Origin of the sequence: Endozoicomonas atrinae, from assembly GCF_001647025.1 — a bacterium.
In the GTDB taxonomy this organism is placed as follows: Bacteria; Pseudomonadota; Gammaproteobacteria; order Pseudomonadales; family Endozoicomonadaceae; genus Endozoicomonas; species Endozoicomonas atrinae.
Genome location: NZ_LUKQ02000144.1, coordinates 1 through 14,538, shown reverse-complemented (window position 1 = coordinate 14,538; position 14,538 = coordinate 1). Strand labels below are relative to the sequence as shown.

Here is a 14,538-nt window from a genome sequence, read left to right as displayed (position 1 = left end):
GCGTCATTCGTAAGGCGATCAAGAACCGGAAGATTTTTCGGACTGATGAGTCAGTCATGAAGGTAATCTATCTGGCCATGGAAAAAGCTTCCGAGAAATGGACCATGCCGATCAGGAACTGGAAAGCAGCCATGAACCGGTTTGAAATTATGTTTCCTGACCGGTTCAAGGAGTAATAGTTTTGGTGGCGTTTACACAGAATTATTTACAGGCTCGGTGGCCTTATCAGCATCTTTTTTAAGCAGCTACTGCGTCTTTATATTTCTTAAGGCATGATTGATGCTGATGAGTTGGACATTAATTTATTTTGATCTGTCTGATTTAGCTGTTCTTGTTTGTGTTTACTTTATACATAACCACTAAATTAGTATAGGTTGTAGGTTTCCTGCGACTATCTTGATATTTTGTGATTCAATTTTTTGGAGTTTCTAGAAAGAAGTAGGTGTTAGTAATGCTTGCTAATTTGTTAATGATGTTGAGGGAGAGTGTGTTTTAGTATTATCTCGAATAAGGAGGAGGGTCTCTTGTGATTTATTTATATTTTTAATAATTATCTGATTTATAAGGGGGTGTTATGTTTTCTATTCAGAATTCACAATCCAATAACATGATGCTAATTAAAATGTCTGAGTCACCGGTGTTTGGGTCTGTGAAAGTGTTTGGTTGCAGGACCGTAACTGATCAGGTTTCTGGGCCGCTTAAGTTATTACGTTTTGTTGAGTCCAGCTCTCCCTCGGATCAAAGCGATAAAACATTTCTTGCCAAATTAAACCCGGAAGCATTTTTCGAAATGGAACTATCTATGCATAGAGTTAAGTCTATTGCTACGGATAAGGAGTATTACAAACGTTTTCTCGTTCAAACAGAGTGCACGAGTGGTTATATTGATTGTGAAGATGGTGAGCCTTGTAAAGGCTTCATGCTGTTTGAGTTGAAAGAGACTGGGACTGTGTTGCAGCAGGGGCGTTTCTATCATCATAATGTCTGTAAAAATAAAAGTGGATACAGCTCTTCTGAAATTGATTTTATAGAGGCTAGAAAGGCTGATTTTAATGTGGTTGGGTTAAAAGCCATTCGTGACGAAAAAATAAGGGTTGGAAATCATGTTAAGATAGTGCGTGAGGATTTTTCGGAGCCTGAATTTCAAGGGGTTTCAGGTTATGGCGTTGTTGAGAAGCTTCTTGATGGTGTTGATAGGCTGGAGATGCAGTTTAAGACGTTCTTTGATGTGTGAAAATCATTGTTTATCGGGCTTTTATTAATGTGATTCAGGCTGGTTGTGATGACCGGCTGATTGATGTCGAGATATTTTTGGCTTTTGGGGAAGGTAATGAATACTCTTGGTTCTATTGGTCAATTTTTATCTTGCTATGTTCACAGTGCTATATCAGGCGTGGGAGAAGTTTTTGCAGGGAATCGGTCGTCGCAGGTTGAGGGTTTGAGGAAGTCTTCATTGGCTTCTGATTGTGTGAGTGATCCTGGTCAGAAAAAGACCATGGGTGATTGGTCCGTTGAACCATTGGCGGCGCCATGTTTGGTCACCGAGCAGCTATTTCGCAGTAACTGGGATAGCCCTTTGCCTAAAAAAGTAGTAATGCGTAGAGATGATATTGGGCGTCTTAATAACTCTGATGAGCCTAGAATCCACTCACGTAAAGATTTTGTTGCGCTCTTTGATGAGGAACTTAGAGCTGAGTTGAATCAAAAAGTAGGGTTGAAAGTGCTGGAATTTGATGCGGCTAGGCAACACTTGCGTTGTATTCTCGATAGAGTGAGATGTCACATTATAAATATGAAAACTTGAAAAATGCTTGCAAGGCTGTGTCTGTTGCGAATCATTTGAAGGATGCGTTGGATTTTTCTATTTCATCCGGGAAGCTTTTGAATGAAAAAGTGCCAGTTGAAATATGCTTTTCCGGGTATATGACTGGTGGTCTTGATTCGCTATTAAGAATATATAAGTGGCTTGGAAATAAGCATGGCATAGATCATGGTTCTGAGACTAAATCGGAAGATATTGTGAAAAACACTTCTGATCAGTATAAGGCAGAGGTAAAAAAGTTTGCATCTCTGGTTAAATTTGTTGATTTGGAAGGTAGGCGATTTGAAGCAAATGACTATCGCAGGTTAACTCCAAAAATGGGCCATCTTGGTGTTCATGTTTCTGCTGATGATTTGGGATGCTCTGTGAAGAAGTTGGAGTACATTGTTAGTTGCTTCTACCCTCATTTGCGTGCATTGCGTCATCAACAGTTTCTTGACGCTAGAGCCAAAGGTGGTAAGTGATGTTTATGATTCTGGTGGTGGAATGCTTGGTTTTTCGGTAAGCAAGTTCTTATTCATGCCAAAGCATTCGCAAGCTGAGGGGGAAGGCTAGACTTTCCTGCGAATGCTTGTTTGGTTCAGCTGTTAGAGGAGTCTTATGTCGGCAGAGCCCAGAGGGGGGGTGTGTTCTCAATTCGAGAGTGGTGAAACTCCCTCCTTCATCAGCATAGTGGTTAAAGCGATCAATGGCAGGCCAATCAAACTATTAGGATCATCTCCAGCCATTTTTTCAAACAGGGTTATGCCCAGTCCTTCGCATTTGAAGCTACCGGCGCAGTCCAGTGGGCTCTCTGCATCTATATAGGTAGCAATCTGCGTGCTGGTGAGGTGCCGGAACCAGACGGTGTAGTCAACACAAGTCAGCTGGTACTGCTCTGTAGCTGTGTTCAGAAGGCAGAGGCCAGTGTGGAAGACGACCTGCCTGCCACTACAGTTTGAGAGCTGTTGGATGGCCTTCTCCCGGGTTCCGGGTTTTCCAAGAATGGTATTGTTAAGAGCGGCAGTCTGGTCGGAGGCGATAATCAGGGTGTTCGGATGCTGATCTGCCAGTGCTTTGGCTTTTTCCCTTGAAAGCCTTATTGATAAGTCCCTAGCGTTCTCTCCCTCTTCGGGGGATTCATCAATATCGGGTGATGCCTGGCTGAATGTCAGGTTGAGTCGGTCAAGCAGGTGCTTTCGATAGGGGGAGCCTGAGGCTAATAATATATTCATGGTTCTATTTTGCGCAGGTTGTGCGGATAGTCGAGCACAGTATGCATGGTCTCGAATTTTTGTGAAACTCGCCTGCGCCATCAGGAAACAGGTTGTTAAAAATACAGTCTTGAGGCATGTTAATCATGAAATAGTTGAAAGTCTGATAAAAAGGTTGTTTGACAGAAAAGGGGCATCGCCCTATGATTGCGCGCTTATGTTATCAGGCCAATTACCAAAAACCGTTGATCCGCGTAAACTCGCGCGTCAGGGGTTACAGTTTGAAGGTTCGCTGGCGCTTAAACAGTTTGATCGACTGGTCGCCAGTCTCGCTGACGATCAGGGTGAGGTGAAGGTCTTTCTTCATTTCTACATGAGCGAAGATCATCGAGTGGTTCTTGAGGGGCATGTTGAGGCAAATCTCAAAATGATTTGTCAGCGCTGTCTCGATGTAGCAGAACTGCCCGTGCGTTCAGACCTCAACCTGATGGGTGTATTGACCGATGAGCAGGCCCGGTCCCTGCCAGAGGGTTATGAACCCCTGATGCTCCAAGAGGAGCCGATGGAGTTGCTGCCCCTGCTGGAGGAGGAGCTCCTCTTGAGCCTCCCTATCGTGGCTTATCATCCGCCTGAAGCCTGTCAGGTTCAGCAGAATTTTACTACTGAATCTGATGAAGAGGCTGAGGCTTCCGCTGCCCAGGCAGAGGAAGAGAAAAAGCGTCGTAACCCGTTCAGTGTTCTGGCCAGTCTGAAAACAGATACTACCGAACCCAAATAGAGATCCAGGAGAGTTGACACATGGCTGTTCAGCAAAATCGTAAAACCCGTTCCAAGCGTGACATGCGCCGTTCCCACGACAGTCTGACTGCTTCTCAGCTGTCTGTTGATGCGACTTCCGGTGAAACTCATCGTCGTCATCACATGACTGCTGATGGCTTCTACCGTGGCCGTAAAGTGCTTGAAGGTAAAGTCAGCGAGTGAGTCGTTGCATGCCAGGACGGTTAGCGGCTCCAGGACGGAGAATAGCGCTTGATGTGATGAGCGGGGACGAAAGTCCCCGTTCTCGTATTCGGGCTGCCCTCCGGGCTCTGGATGCTTATCCGGACCTCCACCTTTCTCTGGTTGGTAATCAGAAGCTGATTGCTGATCACCTTTCTTCCGTTTCCTTCGATCAGTCCCGCCTCACTGTTATTCATGCAGAGAAGACCATTGGTATGGATGAAAAGCCCTCCTCTGCGCTCAGGGCCAAGGAGGGCAGTTCCATGTGGGTTGCCCTTGAGCAGGTTGCTGATGGTTGTGCTGCCGCCTGTGTCAGTGCGGGAAATACCGGCGCGCTGATGGCGATGGGACGATTTGCACTGAAAACCTTTGTTGGTATTGATCGTCCTGCCATAGCGGGCGCTATTCCCTGTGCTGGAGGCAGTGTTTTGCTTCTGGATATGGGGGCCAATGTTGATTGTTCGGCTAACAGTCTTTATCAGTTTGCTGTCATGGGGTCTCTGCTTGCTGCTTCTGTGAGCGGCATTGCTTCTCCCAGAGTGGGGTTGCTGAACGTTGGTACTGAGGATATCAAGGGGAATGAGCAGGTCCGGTTGGCAAATCGTCTCTTGAGGGAGGATGGGCGCCTGAACTACATCGGCTATATCGAAGGTAATGATGTATTTGCCGGCCGGGCGGATGTGGTGGTCTGTGATGGTTTTGTCGGTAATATTGCCTTGAAAACCGGAGAAGGGGTTGCCTGTCTCATTCGTGATAGTCTGGTAACAGCCTTTCAGCAGACGCTATGGCGTCGCTTTCTCTCCCTGTTGATTGCGCCGGTAATGCGCAAAATCTATAAAAGTATCGATCCTGTAGTTTACAATGGTGCCAGTTTTCTGGGGCTTCAGGGGATAGTCGTGAAAAGCCATGGTCACTCTACGGAGGAAGGTTTTTTCCGGGCAATTGGCGAGGCGGTCAGAGAGGTGGACAGCGATGTGCCTGGACGGTTGGCTGAAGAAGTAGAGTCGATGTTGAGAGGGTAGTTTGCCTGTTTTTGCCATCAGAAACATAAATTTACTTACCTTGTTGTCTACTTTTTCTATAATTGCTCCGGTTTTCTACAGGGAAGCGTGGCCGAACCCTGGTCTGACTGCCTATTTTACAGTGGTTTTATCCAGGTGGCCCGCTTTGTATCCAATTGAATTTAGGTGCTCTTTGTAAGAGGGCGCTTTGGAAAAAGAGCGGGTTGAAATGACGGACAAGCTTGCTTTTGTCTTTCCCGGGCAGGGATCTCAACAGGTTGGTATGCTGGCGGACTATTTGTCAGAGCCTGTGGTGCAGGCAACGTTTGCTGAAGCAGCAGGCGTGCTGGGCTTTGACCTCTTGGAAATGGTCTCCGAAGGCCCAGCTGAACAGTTGAATCGGACCGAGAATACCCAGCCTGCGCTGCTGGTATCCAGTGTGGCTCTGTGGCGTCTCTGGTGTGAACGCCAGGGTGAGGCTCCGGCAATGATGGCCGGGCACAGCCTAGGTGAATACTCTGCACTGGTCTGCGCTGGTGCGATGAATTTTGTGGACGCAGTCAGACTGGTTCGCCTGCGCGGGCTTTTCATGCAGGAAGCGGTGGCTGCCGGTGAAGGGGCCATGGCTGCCATTATTGGTCTTGATGATGCGGATGTGGTGGCTGCCTGTGAGAAAGCCGCAGACGGTGACGTTGTTCAGGCAGTGAACTTTAATGCGCCCGGACAGGTGGTTATTGCCGGTCAGCTTGCAGCGGTTAAACGTGCCATTGAATGTGCGAAGGAAGCTGGAGCCAAGAGAGCGATTGAGCTGCCAGTCAGCGTTCCTTCACATTGTGCTTTGATGAAGCCGGCCGCAGAGCGCCTTCAAAAAGAACTGGATGGTATTGAACTGATTGAACCGGTGATTCCTGTTGTTCAGAATGTTTCTGCTGATGTCTGTTCAGATCCGGTTCAGCTTAAGGCGAATCTGGTTGCTCAGTTGTATAGCCCAGTGCGCTGGGTTGAGTCTGTGGAAGCCATGATGGCTGCAGGTGTTGGTCGGTTTGCTGAGTGCGGCCCTGGTAAGGTGCTGGCTGGATTGAATAAACGTATTGCACGACGTGCGCCCATTGCTACGCTGGAGTCTGCTGAGGCTATGGCTCAGATGCTGGCAGAAGCTAACCAATAAGGAACAGGCAGGAAATGACAGTTGAAAGAGAGCTGGAAGGACAGGGTCTGAAGGGAAAAGTTGCTCTGGTTACCGGTGCCAGCCGTGGTATTGGCAAAGCAATAGCGCTTTCCCTGGGTAAAGCTGGAGCCACGGTGATCGGCACGGCGACTTCTGAGTCCGGTGCGGCTGCCATTACTGAAGCTTTGCAGGTGGAAGGTATTCAAGGCCAGGGTATGGCGTTGAACGTAACGTCAGCGGATGAGTGTCAGGCAGTAGTCAAGGCAGTCAGTGCAGAGTATGGCGCACCGCTGATTCTGATCAATAATGCCGGCATTACCCGTGATAATATCCTGATGCGCATGAAGGATGATGAATGGGATGATGTTATTGACACCAATCTCAGTTCCATCTTCCGTATGAGTAAGGCTGTCCTGCGTGGTATGACCAAGGCACGCTGGGGGCGGATAGTGAATATCAGCTCTGTCGTTGGTTCCATGGGTAACCAGGGGCAGGCAAATTATGCGGCGGCCAAGGCAGGTATCGAAGGTTTTACCAGAGCTATGGCGCGTGAAGTGGGTTCCAGAAGTATTACGGTGAACACCGTTGCTCCCGGCTTTATTGAAACTGATATGACCAAGGCGCTGCCTGAAGAACAGCAGTCCTTCCTTCTTGGGCAGATTCCTCTGGCCCGGCTGGGGCAGCCGGAAGAAATTGCTGCTTCTGTTGCTTTTCTTGTCAGTGAGCCTGCCGGGTATATCACTGGTGAGACCCTGCATGTCAATGGCGGCATGTACATGAATTAATCCTCCCTTGCCCGATTCTGTAGTGCTTTGACAGCGATGAGCAGGGAGGTGTAAGCCCTGTTCTTACGGGTTGGGTTTTGGGGTTTTATTAAATCTGTTGTCAATTTGCGTGGATAGTCACTGGTTTTCCATGAACTGGCTTGAAATTCCCATAATTGACCATATACACTAGTTCACCTGTAGCCTCAGGCTGCACCGAATATCGATAGGAGCACAACAAGGTATGAGCACCATTGAAGAGCGCGTTAAGAAGATTGTTTGCGAACAGCTTGGCGTGAAGGAAGACGAAGTCACTAACAGTGCGTCATTCGTAGAGGATCTGGGCGCGGACTCTCTGGACACTGTTGAGTTGGTGATGGCGTTGGAAGAGGAATTCGAAACCGAGATTCCTGATGAAGAGGCTGAAAAGATCACCACTGTTCAGGAAGCGATTGACTACGTTGTTGCACATTCCTGATTCTGCCTTGATTTGCACAACTGTTTCTTTGTGACACGCTTTTTCGATACTTTTTCCTTCTTCTTTGGTGGAAGTATTTCGAAAGTATGTCAATCGAAAGCCGCATGACGATTGTCTGCGGCTTTTGTTGTTTATGGCAGCCTGCTGGGCTATAAAGGCTGGCTGTATGGTGAAATTATCATCGTGTTGTTGTCGTTTTTCATATGAACATCCCTGATGGTGTTCTGATGTACAAATGACGGATCATTAAATCTGTACGACAGGTCAGCAGGAGAGTCAGTCTTGTCGGAAGAAAAAAAAACAGAACGATTGCGGCAGCGAGTGCGTAGACGAGTTGTTGTAACAGGCATGGGGGCGATTACCCCTGTGGGCAATAATGTCAGTGATAGCTGGTCAAACCTGGTAGCAGGTCGCAGTGGTATTGAGGCGATCTCCCACCTTGATACCGAAGGGTTCAGTGTCTCTATCTGTGGGGTGGTCAAAAGTTTTGATCCTGCTGGTGTTATTGACAAAAAAGATGCCCGTAAAATGGACGTCTTTATCCAGTACGGTGTTGCTGCTGCAGCTGAAGCAATAGCGGACTCTGGTGTTGTTGTTGATGATGATTGTGCTCACCGTTATGGTGTGGCTATTGGTTCTGGTATTGGAGGTTTGACGTCTATTGAACAGAGCCATTCTACGTTACTGAATAACGGTCCTCGTCGAATATCCCCGTTCTTTATTCCCGCTGCGATCGTCAATATGGCGGCGGGCTGGGTCTCCATGAAATACAACCTTCAGGGACCCAATTTTGCGACCTCTACAGCCTGTGCAACAGGAAGTCATGCCATCGCTCTGGCGGCGAGAACCATTGCTTACGGTGATGCTGACCTTATGGTGGCTGGTGGTGCCGAAAAAGGTTCGTCAGCGCTTGGAATGACTGGTTTTGCGGCCGCCCGTGCGCTTTCTACCCGTAACCATGAGCCTGAAAAAGCCAGTCGTCCCTGGGATGCGGGGCGTGATGGTTTTGTCCTGGGTGATGGTGCCGGTATTCTGGTGCTTGAAGAGTATGAGCATGCGGTTAAACGTGGAGCCAGAATATACGCTGAACTCAGTGGTGCAGGCATGAGTGGTGATGCCTGGCATATGACGTCACCGCCTGAAGATGGTCGTGGTGCTGCGCGTGCCATGATGTCAGCTCTGGAAGATGCCGGGTTGGCACCTGAAGATGTGTCGTATATTAATGCCCATGGCACGTCTACACCGGCAGGAGATCTGGCCGAAACGCGGGCAATTCATAAGGTGTTTGGCGAGCATGCTACTCGTCTGGCGGTCAGCTCTACAAAATCCATGACCGGTCATTTGCTGGGCGCTGCCGGGGCTGTGGAGGCGGTATTCAGTATCAAGTCGCTGATTGAAGGTATGATTCCCCCGACCATCAATCTGGATGAGCCCGACGAAGGCTGTGATCTTGATTATGTGCCACACCATGCCAGAGAAATGCAGATGGGGCATGTTTTATCCAATTCATTTGGCTTTGGTGGCACCAATGTCACGCTGGCATTTTCCAAAATAGACGGTTAACACCGAAATTGTTGTGAAAGAGGGCGGCCGGATGAGTGATTTTTCAGTCTGGGTTAATGGTGGGCCTGAAGGTTTTTTGCCGGTTTCAGACCGCGGGCTGGCCTATGGGGATGGCTTATTTGAAACGGTTCGGGTTTCGGTTGGTAAGCCAACGCTTGCAGATTACCATTGGCGTCGCTTGCAGCGCTCTTGCGAACAGCTGGGTATTGCACTGGATATTGAACATCTGCTTGAAGAGGTGGATGCCTTTCTGTTGGATAACCAGGCCGGAGACGCTGTGCTGAAGGTTATGATAACCCGGGGCAGCGGTGGGCGAGGCTATAACCCCGAGGGTTGCCTCTCTCCTTGTCGGATCTTCTCACTTCACCCTCTGCCGTCAAGGTCGCGTGATCCTGGTTTGCATGGTGCGCGGGTAAAGCGCTGTCAGTTACGTCTTGGGCGAAGTGCTCTGGCAGGGTTGAAGCACCTGAACCGTCTTGAGCAGGTGCTGGCCAGAAGAGAATGGCAGGGAGATGCATACGACGAAGGTCTGTTGTGTGATTTCGACGACAACCTGATTGAGGGCACCATGAGTAATCTGTTTGTTGTGACTCATGAGGGGAGCCTGGTTACTCCGGATCTCTCGTTTAATGGTGTATCGGGGGTTTGTCGCGATTTTATTATTGAGTTTGCCCGTCATCGTGGAATTAGTGTTCAGGAGCAGTCTGTATCCCCTGATCTGGATGTTGCAGAAATCTTTCTCTGTAACAGTGTCAACGGTGTCTGGCCTGTGATTGAATATGAAGGAAGGGAGTGGGGGATTGGATCCCTGACAGCCCAAATTCGAGATTGTGTACTGGAAGAATTAAATGCTTAGGAAGTTGCTACTGACGTTGTTCGGTGGTTTGCTGGCAGTGGTTATAGGTCTTGCTGTTGGCTGGTATGGTCTGCACTGGTACGGTGATCAGAAGATTCCGGTTGCCAGTGATGCAGAGTTTGTTATTGTGCCGGGAGACTCGCTGGGACGTGTGGTACAGCGACTGTCGGCAGGCCAGCTTATTCAATACCCTGAAATGTTTAAGGTTCTTGCCAGGGTCAAGGGGGTTGCTGCGGACCTTCATGCTGGTGAGTACCTGATTGCTCCCGGTACGACCTATCGGCAGCTGTTGAACAAGTTTGTTGAAGGTGATGTCCGTTACTTCAGTGCTACTTTGGTGGAGGGGTGGACATTAAAAGAGTTACTAATGGACTTGAATAGTCACCCAAAACTGACGTCTCCAGTTGAGCAGAAAAAACTGGCGCTGGTGATGGGCTCATTTATCAAAGATGTTCCGCAGACAGAAAATCTGGAAGGGTTGTTTTATGCCGACACCTACAGTTTTGAGGCAGGAACCTCGGTTTCTTCCATTCTGAAAAGGGCTCATAAGAGGCTTCAGTCAGTCCTTGAAGATGAGTGGAGCAAAAAGGCTGAAGACCTGCCGTATAAATCGCCTTATGAAGCCTTGATCATGGCCTCGATTATTGAGAAAGAGACCGGCGTGCCATCAGAACGACCTGATATTGCCGGTGTCTTTGTCAGGCGCCTGGAAAAAAGGATGCGACTGCAGACGGATCCAACGGTTATCTATGGTATGGGTGATCGCTATGAGGGTGAGTTGAATCGTCGTATGCTTCGAGAGCGCACAGCCTATAACACCTATGTTATTCATGGTCTGCCGCCTACCCCGATAGCAACGGTTGGACGGGAGGCTATTCAGGCAGCACTGAATCCATCCGATGGGAAAGCGCTTTACTTCGTTGCCCGCGGTGATGGAACTCACCACTTTTCCAAAACACTGGCTGAGCATAATCGTGCCGTGCGAAAGTATCAGATTACGGAACGACGGAAAGATTATCGCTCCTCTGTGCAATAATAATGCACAGAAAATATTGGTTACTGAAGAAACTGAGAGATAGATGGGTTTTTTTCTGACGATTGAAGGCTGTGAAGGAGCTGGAAAAACCACTGCGAAAGGTGTAGTTCTGCAATGGTTGAAAGCTGTTGGTCATGAGTTTGTTGAGACTCGAGAGCCGGGCGGAACGCCATTGGCAGAACAGCTCAGAAGCCTGGTTCTATCAGAGCATGAGGAAATCGTTACTGATACCACTGAACTCCTGATGGTGTTTGCTGCGCGCTGTCAGAACTTAAGTCAGCGAATAGAGCCTGCTCTGGCAGAGGGCAAAGTGGTTGTTTGTGATCGCTTTACCGATGCTACCTATGCCTACCAGGGGGGAGGGCGTGGTATTGATGAGCAGCGTATTGCTGTGCTGGAACAGCTGGTGCAGGGTGATCGCAGGCCGGATATGACGCTGCTTCTTGATATTGAGCCAGAGTTAGGTCTGGCGAGAGCTAAAGGTCGGGCTATCGAACAGGGTGGGTCTCTGGATCGAATTGAGCAGGAAGCCATTGAGTTCTTTCACCGGGTGCGAAATGTTTATCTGGAGAGGGCTGAGCGCTACCCTGGGCAGTATGTTGTTGTTGATGGTGGTCAGTCGATTGCAGAGGTTGAAGCAAGCATTATTAAAGCTTTGCGGGCACGGCTTGGGAATAAATAGTTTTCCTGCTATTTACAGGACGGTTGCCCGTCAACGAATACCTGCAAAGGCATGAGCGTTTCTGGCTTTTTCATACAGCGATTAGCGTCCATTAAAGTGGTTAAAGGTTGGGTTAATTGAGTTCTGAATCAACTGATATAGTAAATAGTTTTCCGTCAGGGCCGCTGCCCTGGCAGGAGGCGCAGTGGAAACCACTGGTTCAGCGAATGCAGGCAGGCCTGCTTTCCCATGCGCTGTTGCTCAAGGGGGTGCCTGGGATTGGTAAAGGGTATTTTGCAAGGGCTCTGGCTACCCGCGTACTGTGTAATCAAAATGCTGATAATTATGCCTGTGGTCATTGTAAGAGCTGTGAACTGGTCAAGGCGGGTACTCATCCTGATCTGCTGGTGGTTCAGCCTGAGGCAACAGGAAAGCCCATCAAGATTGACCAGATTCGTCATGTCAATGAGTTTGCCCGTAAAACCGCCCAGCAAGGGGGGCGCAGGGTAATCGTTATCAACCCGGCCGAAGCGATGAATGTTAATGCTGCCAATGCATTACTGAAAAGTCTGGAAGAGCCGGGTGGAGATACTCTCTTTATTCTGGTCAGTGCTCGCTCCGGAGATATGTTGCCCACAATCCGCAGCCGGTGTCAGATGGTTTCTTTCAGCGTACCGGATAATGCCCAGGCAAAAGCCTGGTTATCGGATCATATTGCCGATCCACTGGTGGTGGATCAGTTATTGAACCTTTCATCAGGTTCACCCATGACGGCCAGGGCAATGTTTGATAGTGATACTCTGGCAATCCGAGGGCGCTTGTTCAATGCTATGCCGGAACTGTTTCGGGGTAATATTACTCCCGTAGAAATGGCGAAAGAGTGGAATGCTGGTAACTTGATTGAGCTGTTGGCCTGGATGGGGAGTTGGCTGGATGATGCTGTAAAACTGAAGCTGGCTGCCGATGAAAGCTGTATCAGGAATCGTGATTTGATGAGAATGCTGGACTATATTGCTAAAAAAGTTGAGGCTTCTGATCTGCTGGTATTGAGAGATAAAATCATGCTTCAGCGGCAGCAGTTGCTTGAGGGCGCTAACCTGAACAGTCAGATGTTGATGGAAGGCGTGTTCAGCGACTATCTTGAGCTAGTGATGTAAGTCGGGCTCCGAAGAAGGAAGTCGGTTCATTCCCTTTTTTGTCGGCTATTTTAGGAAGCCGGCCTACGGTTAACAGGTTGAACTTTAAACAAAGGAGAGGGCGTCATGGGGAAAGGGATGCAGGGACTGATGTCTCTGACCATACGGGACACAGCATCACTCTATGAAGCGTATATGCCATTTATCAGTGGCGGGGGGTTGTTTGTACCAACCCACAAACATTACAACCTCGGGGATGATGTGTTTATTCGTCTGACGTTGATGGATGAGCCTGAGAAAATTCCTGTACCTGGAAAGGTCGTATGGGTTACTCCAATGGGGGCTCAGGGTGGTCGGCAAGCGGGTATTGGTATTCAATTCAATGATCCGACTGACAGTGTGCGCAGTAAAATTGAGAAGTATATTGCCGGAGCCTTGTCCTCGGACCGCCAGACCAACACAATGTGAGTGCCTTGTGATAGTTTGCCTGTATAAGTAAATGATAAGGTCACGCTTCTTCACTGGTGACCTCTTCGGCCGTGACTGACAGTGCTGGGTTGTCAGTACCTCCAGTTCCTGGAGTTATCTGGTTTCGTTGGTTTGAAAGCAGCTGGCCCAGCTGATCGGTAACTTGATACCCCAGAAAACCTCCTAACCCTGTGGCTGACGCTATTGTGAGTAAATTAATAATTCGCTTGCCAAAGCGGACTGCTCCGCCTTCGGTTTCCCGGATTGGAAATAGCTCTTCAAGCGCAGTCTCTGCAGCGGCCTCAGCGATAGCACCTGCAATAAAGGTAATCAATGCTTTTGTAAGGCTTATCGGGCAAACCGCTCTTCCCTGAAAGCTGCGAGCCCTATCGTTTTGCTGTACTTGGGGCGATGTTACCTCCTGCGAAGGGGTTATATTGCTGTTATCGCATGCTTGTGTGGATGTGGTACGCATATTTAGATCTTTATCCTTGTAGTAAATTGAAAATACGTATTATTGGTTTTTATAAAACAGGTATTGAAAAGTTCAAATTAATCAGGGTTGAGCTTTCAGGAGATAAGAATGTTTATTGACTCCCATTGTCATCTCGATCGTCTGGATTTGAGTGCATATGAAGGAAATCTTGATCTGGCAGTAGAAGCGGCCAGAGAGGCGGGTGTGGATCGTATGCTCTGTATTGGTATCGATCTGGAAAATGGCCCGAAAGTGGTGTCACTGGCCGAGCGGTATGAGGATGTGTATGCTTCGGTTGGCGTTCATCCACTGGACTGTAAGGAAATTGTGCCTGATATTGACGTTGTGCGTTCACTGGCGAACCACAAAAAAGTGGTTGCCATCGGTGAGACAGGGCTTGATTACTACTATGCCACCACCGAAGGGGCTCAGGCGGTTCAGCGGCAGTCCTTTATTAATCATCTTGAGCTTGCTGCAGAGCTCGAATTGCCAGTGGTGGTGCATACCCGTGATGCCCGGGAAGATACTTTGGACTTTATCCGTGAATACGGTTCAAGGGAGTATGCCGGGGTATTGCACTGCTTTACCGAGTCTCTGGAGATGGCAAAAGCTGCATTGGATCTGAATTACTACATCTCCATATCGGGCATTGTTACCTTTCGAAATGCGTCCGCATTGAGGGAGGTTGTCGAATATTTGCCAATGGATCGATTGCTGATTGAAACGGACTCCCCCTATCTGGCGCCGGTCCCGCACCGGGGGAAGTCGAATGAACCCCGGTTTGTTGCTGATGTGGCACGATTTATTGCTGAGCTGAAAGGAGTCTCGCCTGAGGAGCTGGGCGAAAAAACCTCAGGTAATTTCTATCGACTTTTCCCTCGAGCTGCCTGATTAATAAATAATCGTCGTGTAATTTAA

Annotated in this window: 18 protein-coding genes and 1 pseudogene; 17 read left to right on the top strand and 2 right to left on the bottom strand. The window is 48.7% G+C overall.

Annotated elements, in window-relative coordinates; translation table 11 throughout:
• From AK963_RS35550 to AK963_RS17925, 4 genes and pseudogenes are all read left to right on the top strand, one after another.
• Positions 1-176, top strand: a pseudogene (locus AK963_RS35550) (IS256 family transposase); the annotation flags it as partial.
• Between the two features lie 398 nt (positions 177-574).
• Entirely contained in the window at positions 575-1,234 is a 660-nt protein-coding gene (locus AK963_RS17935) for a hypothetical protein (protein WP_066016813.1), read from the top strand.
• Between the two features lie 96 nt (positions 1,235-1,330).
• Entirely contained in the window at positions 1,331-1,804 is a 474-nt protein-coding gene (locus AK963_RS17930) for a hypothetical protein (RefSeq protein WP_139117494.1), read from the top strand.
• A complete protein-coding gene (locus tag AK963_RS17925; RefSeq protein ID WP_139117493.1) occupies positions 1,777-2,286 on the top strand; it encodes a hypothetical protein in 510 nt (169 codons plus the stop codon). Before AK963_RS17930 ends, AK963_RS17925 begins: the two co-directional genes overlap by 28 nt.
• Positions 2,287-2,454: 168 nt before the next feature.
• Here AK963_RS17925 and AK963_RS17920 read toward each other — a convergent pair whose 3' ends face one another.
• On the bottom strand, positions 2,455-3,036 hold the full coding sequence (locus AK963_RS17920) for a Maf family protein (RefSeq protein ID WP_066016810.1): 582 nt from the start codon (positions 3,034-3,036) through the stop codon (positions 2,455-2,457).
• 196 nt (positions 3,037-3,232) lie between these two features.
• On the opposite strand from AK963_RS17920, the gene AK963_RS17915 reads away from it, so the two are divergent.
• From AK963_RS17915 to AK963_RS17860, 12 genes are all read left to right on the top strand, one after another.
• Positions 3,233-3,793 carry a YceD family protein gene (locus AK963_RS17915; protein ID WP_066016809.1) on the top strand — a complete coding sequence of 187 codons (561 nt, stop codon included), beginning with the start codon at positions 3,233-3,235 and terminating at the stop codon, positions 3,791-3,793.
• Between the two features lie 20 nt (positions 3,794-3,813).
• Positions 3,814-3,996, top strand: a complete 183-nt coding sequence (gene rpmF, locus AK963_RS17910; protein ID WP_066016808.1) for a 50S ribosomal protein L32 — start codon at positions 3,814-3,816, stop codon at positions 3,994-3,996.
• 8 nt (positions 3,997-4,004) lie between these two features.
• On the top strand, positions 4,005-5,036 hold the full coding sequence (gene plsX / locus AK963_RS17905) for a phosphate acyltransferase PlsX (RefSeq protein WP_083232742.1): 1,032 nt from the start codon (positions 4,005-4,007) through the stop codon (positions 5,034-5,036).
• Between the two features lie 208 nt (positions 5,037-5,244).
• On the top strand, positions 5,245-6,183 hold the full coding sequence (fabD, locus tag AK963_RS17900) for an ACP S-malonyltransferase (RefSeq protein ID WP_066016815.1): 939 nt from the start codon (positions 5,245-5,247) through the stop codon (positions 6,181-6,183).
• A gap of 14 nt (positions 6,184-6,197) precedes the next feature.
• Positions 6,198-6,968: a 3-oxoacyl-ACP reductase FabG gene (gene fabG / locus AK963_RS17895; RefSeq protein WP_066016806.1), complete on the top strand. Its 771-nt coding sequence runs from the start codon at positions 6,198-6,200 to the stop codon at positions 6,966-6,968.
• A 223-nt stretch (positions 6,969-7,191) separates the two neighbouring features.
• Positions 7,192-7,425, top strand: coding sequence for an acyl carrier protein (acpP, locus tag AK963_RS17890; RefSeq protein ID WP_020582918.1), 234 nt, complete (start codon positions 7,192-7,194; stop codon positions 7,423-7,425).
• Between the two features lie 282 nt (positions 7,426-7,707).
• The gene (gene fabF, locus AK963_RS17885) at positions 7,708-8,988 is read left to right on the top strand and encodes a beta-ketoacyl-ACP synthase II (RefSeq protein ID WP_175404561.1); all 1,281 of its coding nucleotides are present in this window, start codon (positions 7,708-7,710) and stop codon (positions 8,986-8,988) included.
• Between the two features lie 31 nt (positions 8,989-9,019).
• The gene (pabC, locus tag AK963_RS17880) at positions 9,020-9,844 is read left to right on the top strand and encodes an aminodeoxychorismate lyase (protein ID WP_066016805.1); all 825 of its coding nucleotides are present in this window, start codon (positions 9,020-9,022) and stop codon (positions 9,842-9,844) included.
• A complete protein-coding gene (gene mltG / locus AK963_RS17875; RefSeq protein ID WP_066016804.1) occupies positions 9,837-10,880 on the top strand; it encodes an endolytic transglycosylase MltG in 1,044 nt (347 codons plus the stop codon). Before pabC ends, mltG begins: the two co-directional genes overlap by 8 nt.
• A gap of 43 nt (positions 10,881-10,923) precedes the next feature.
• Positions 10,924-11,562 carry a dTMP kinase gene (tmk, locus tag AK963_RS17870; RefSeq protein ID WP_066016803.1) on the top strand — a complete coding sequence of 213 codons (639 nt, stop codon included), beginning with the start codon at positions 10,924-10,926 and terminating at the stop codon, positions 11,560-11,562.
• Positions 11,563-11,678: 116 nt separating this feature from the next.
• Complete coding sequence (locus AK963_RS17865) at positions 11,679-12,698, top strand: DNA polymerase III subunit delta' (protein WP_139117492.1); 1,020 nt, start codon at positions 11,679-11,681, stop codon at positions 12,696-12,698.
• A 105-nt stretch (positions 12,699-12,803) separates the two neighbouring features.
• Positions 12,804-13,145, top strand: a complete 342-nt coding sequence (locus tag AK963_RS17860) for a PilZ domain-containing protein (protein ID WP_066016801.1) — start codon at positions 12,804-12,806, stop codon at positions 13,143-13,145.
• A gap of 40 nt (positions 13,146-13,185) precedes the next feature.
• On the opposite strand, the gene AK963_RS17855 is transcribed toward AK963_RS17860, so the two are convergent.
• Entirely contained in the window at positions 13,186-13,620 is a 435-nt protein-coding gene (locus AK963_RS17855) for a hypothetical protein (protein ID WP_139117491.1), read from the bottom strand.
• Between the two features lie 108 nt (positions 13,621-13,728).
• Between AK963_RS17855 and AK963_RS17850 the strand changes: the two genes are divergently transcribed.
• A complete protein-coding gene (locus AK963_RS17850; protein ID WP_066016799.1) occupies positions 13,729-14,511 on the top strand; it encodes a TatD family hydrolase in 783 nt (260 codons plus the stop codon).
• The last annotated feature ends 27 nt before the right edge of the window (positions 14,512-14,538 follow it).

Bases quoted from the DNA above. Each gene is read 5' to 3' on its own strand.
- rpmF (WP_066016808.1), top strand. From the start codon at position 3,814: ATGGCTGTTCAGCAAAATCGTAAAACCCGTTCCAAGCGTGACATGCGC.
- AK963_RS17925 (WP_139117493.1), top strand. From the start codon at position 1,777: ATGTCACATTATAAATATGAAAACTTGAAAAATGCTTGCAAGGCTGTG.
- pabC (WP_066016805.1), top strand. From the start codon at position 9,020: ATGAGTGATTTTTCAGTCTGGGTTAATGGTGGGCCTGAAGGTTTTTTG.
- AK963_RS17935 (WP_066016813.1), top strand. From the start codon at position 575: ATGTTTTCTATTCAGAATTCACAATCCAATAACATGATGCTAATTAAA.
- fabG (WP_066016806.1), top strand. From the start codon at position 6,198: ATGACAGTTGAAAGAGAGCTGGAAGGACAGGGTCTGAAGGGAAAAGTT.
- fabD (WP_066016815.1), top strand. From the start codon at position 5,245: ATGACGGACAAGCTTGCTTTTGTCTTTCCCGGGCAGGGATCTCAACAG.
- plsX (WP_083232742.1), top strand. From the start codon at position 4,005: ATGCCAGGACGGTTAGCGGCTCCAGGACGGAGAATAGCGCTTGATGTG.
- AK963_RS17855 (WP_139117491.1), bottom strand. From the start codon at position 13,620: ATGCGTACCACATCCACACAAGCATGCGATAACAGCAATATAACCCCT.
- AK963_RS17920 (WP_066016810.1), bottom strand. From the start codon at position 3,036: ATGAATATATTATTAGCCTCAGGCTCCCCCTATCGAAAGCACCTGCTT.
- mltG (WP_066016804.1), top strand. From the start codon at position 9,837: ATGCTTAGGAAGTTGCTACTGACGTTGTTCGGTGGTTTGCTGGCAGTG.
- acpP (WP_020582918.1), top strand. From the start codon at position 7,192: ATGAGCACCATTGAAGAGCGCGTTAAGAAGATTGTTTGCGAACAGCTT.
- AK963_RS17860 (WP_066016801.1), top strand. From the start codon at position 12,804: ATGGGGAAAGGGATGCAGGGACTGATGTCTCTGACCATACGGGACACA.
- AK963_RS17930 (WP_139117494.1), top strand. From the start codon at position 1,331: ATGAATACTCTTGGTTCTATTGGTCAATTTTTATCTTGCTATGTTCAC.
- AK963_RS17850 (WP_066016799.1), top strand. From the start codon at position 13,729: ATGTTTATTGACTCCCATTGTCATCTCGATCGTCTGGATTTGAGTGCA.
- tmk (WP_066016803.1), top strand. From the start codon at position 10,924: ATGGGTTTTTTTCTGACGATTGAAGGCTGTGAAGGAGCTGGAAAAACC.
- AK963_RS17915 (WP_066016809.1), top strand. From the start codon at position 3,233: ATGTTATCAGGCCAATTACCAAAAACCGTTGATCCGCGTAAACTCGCG.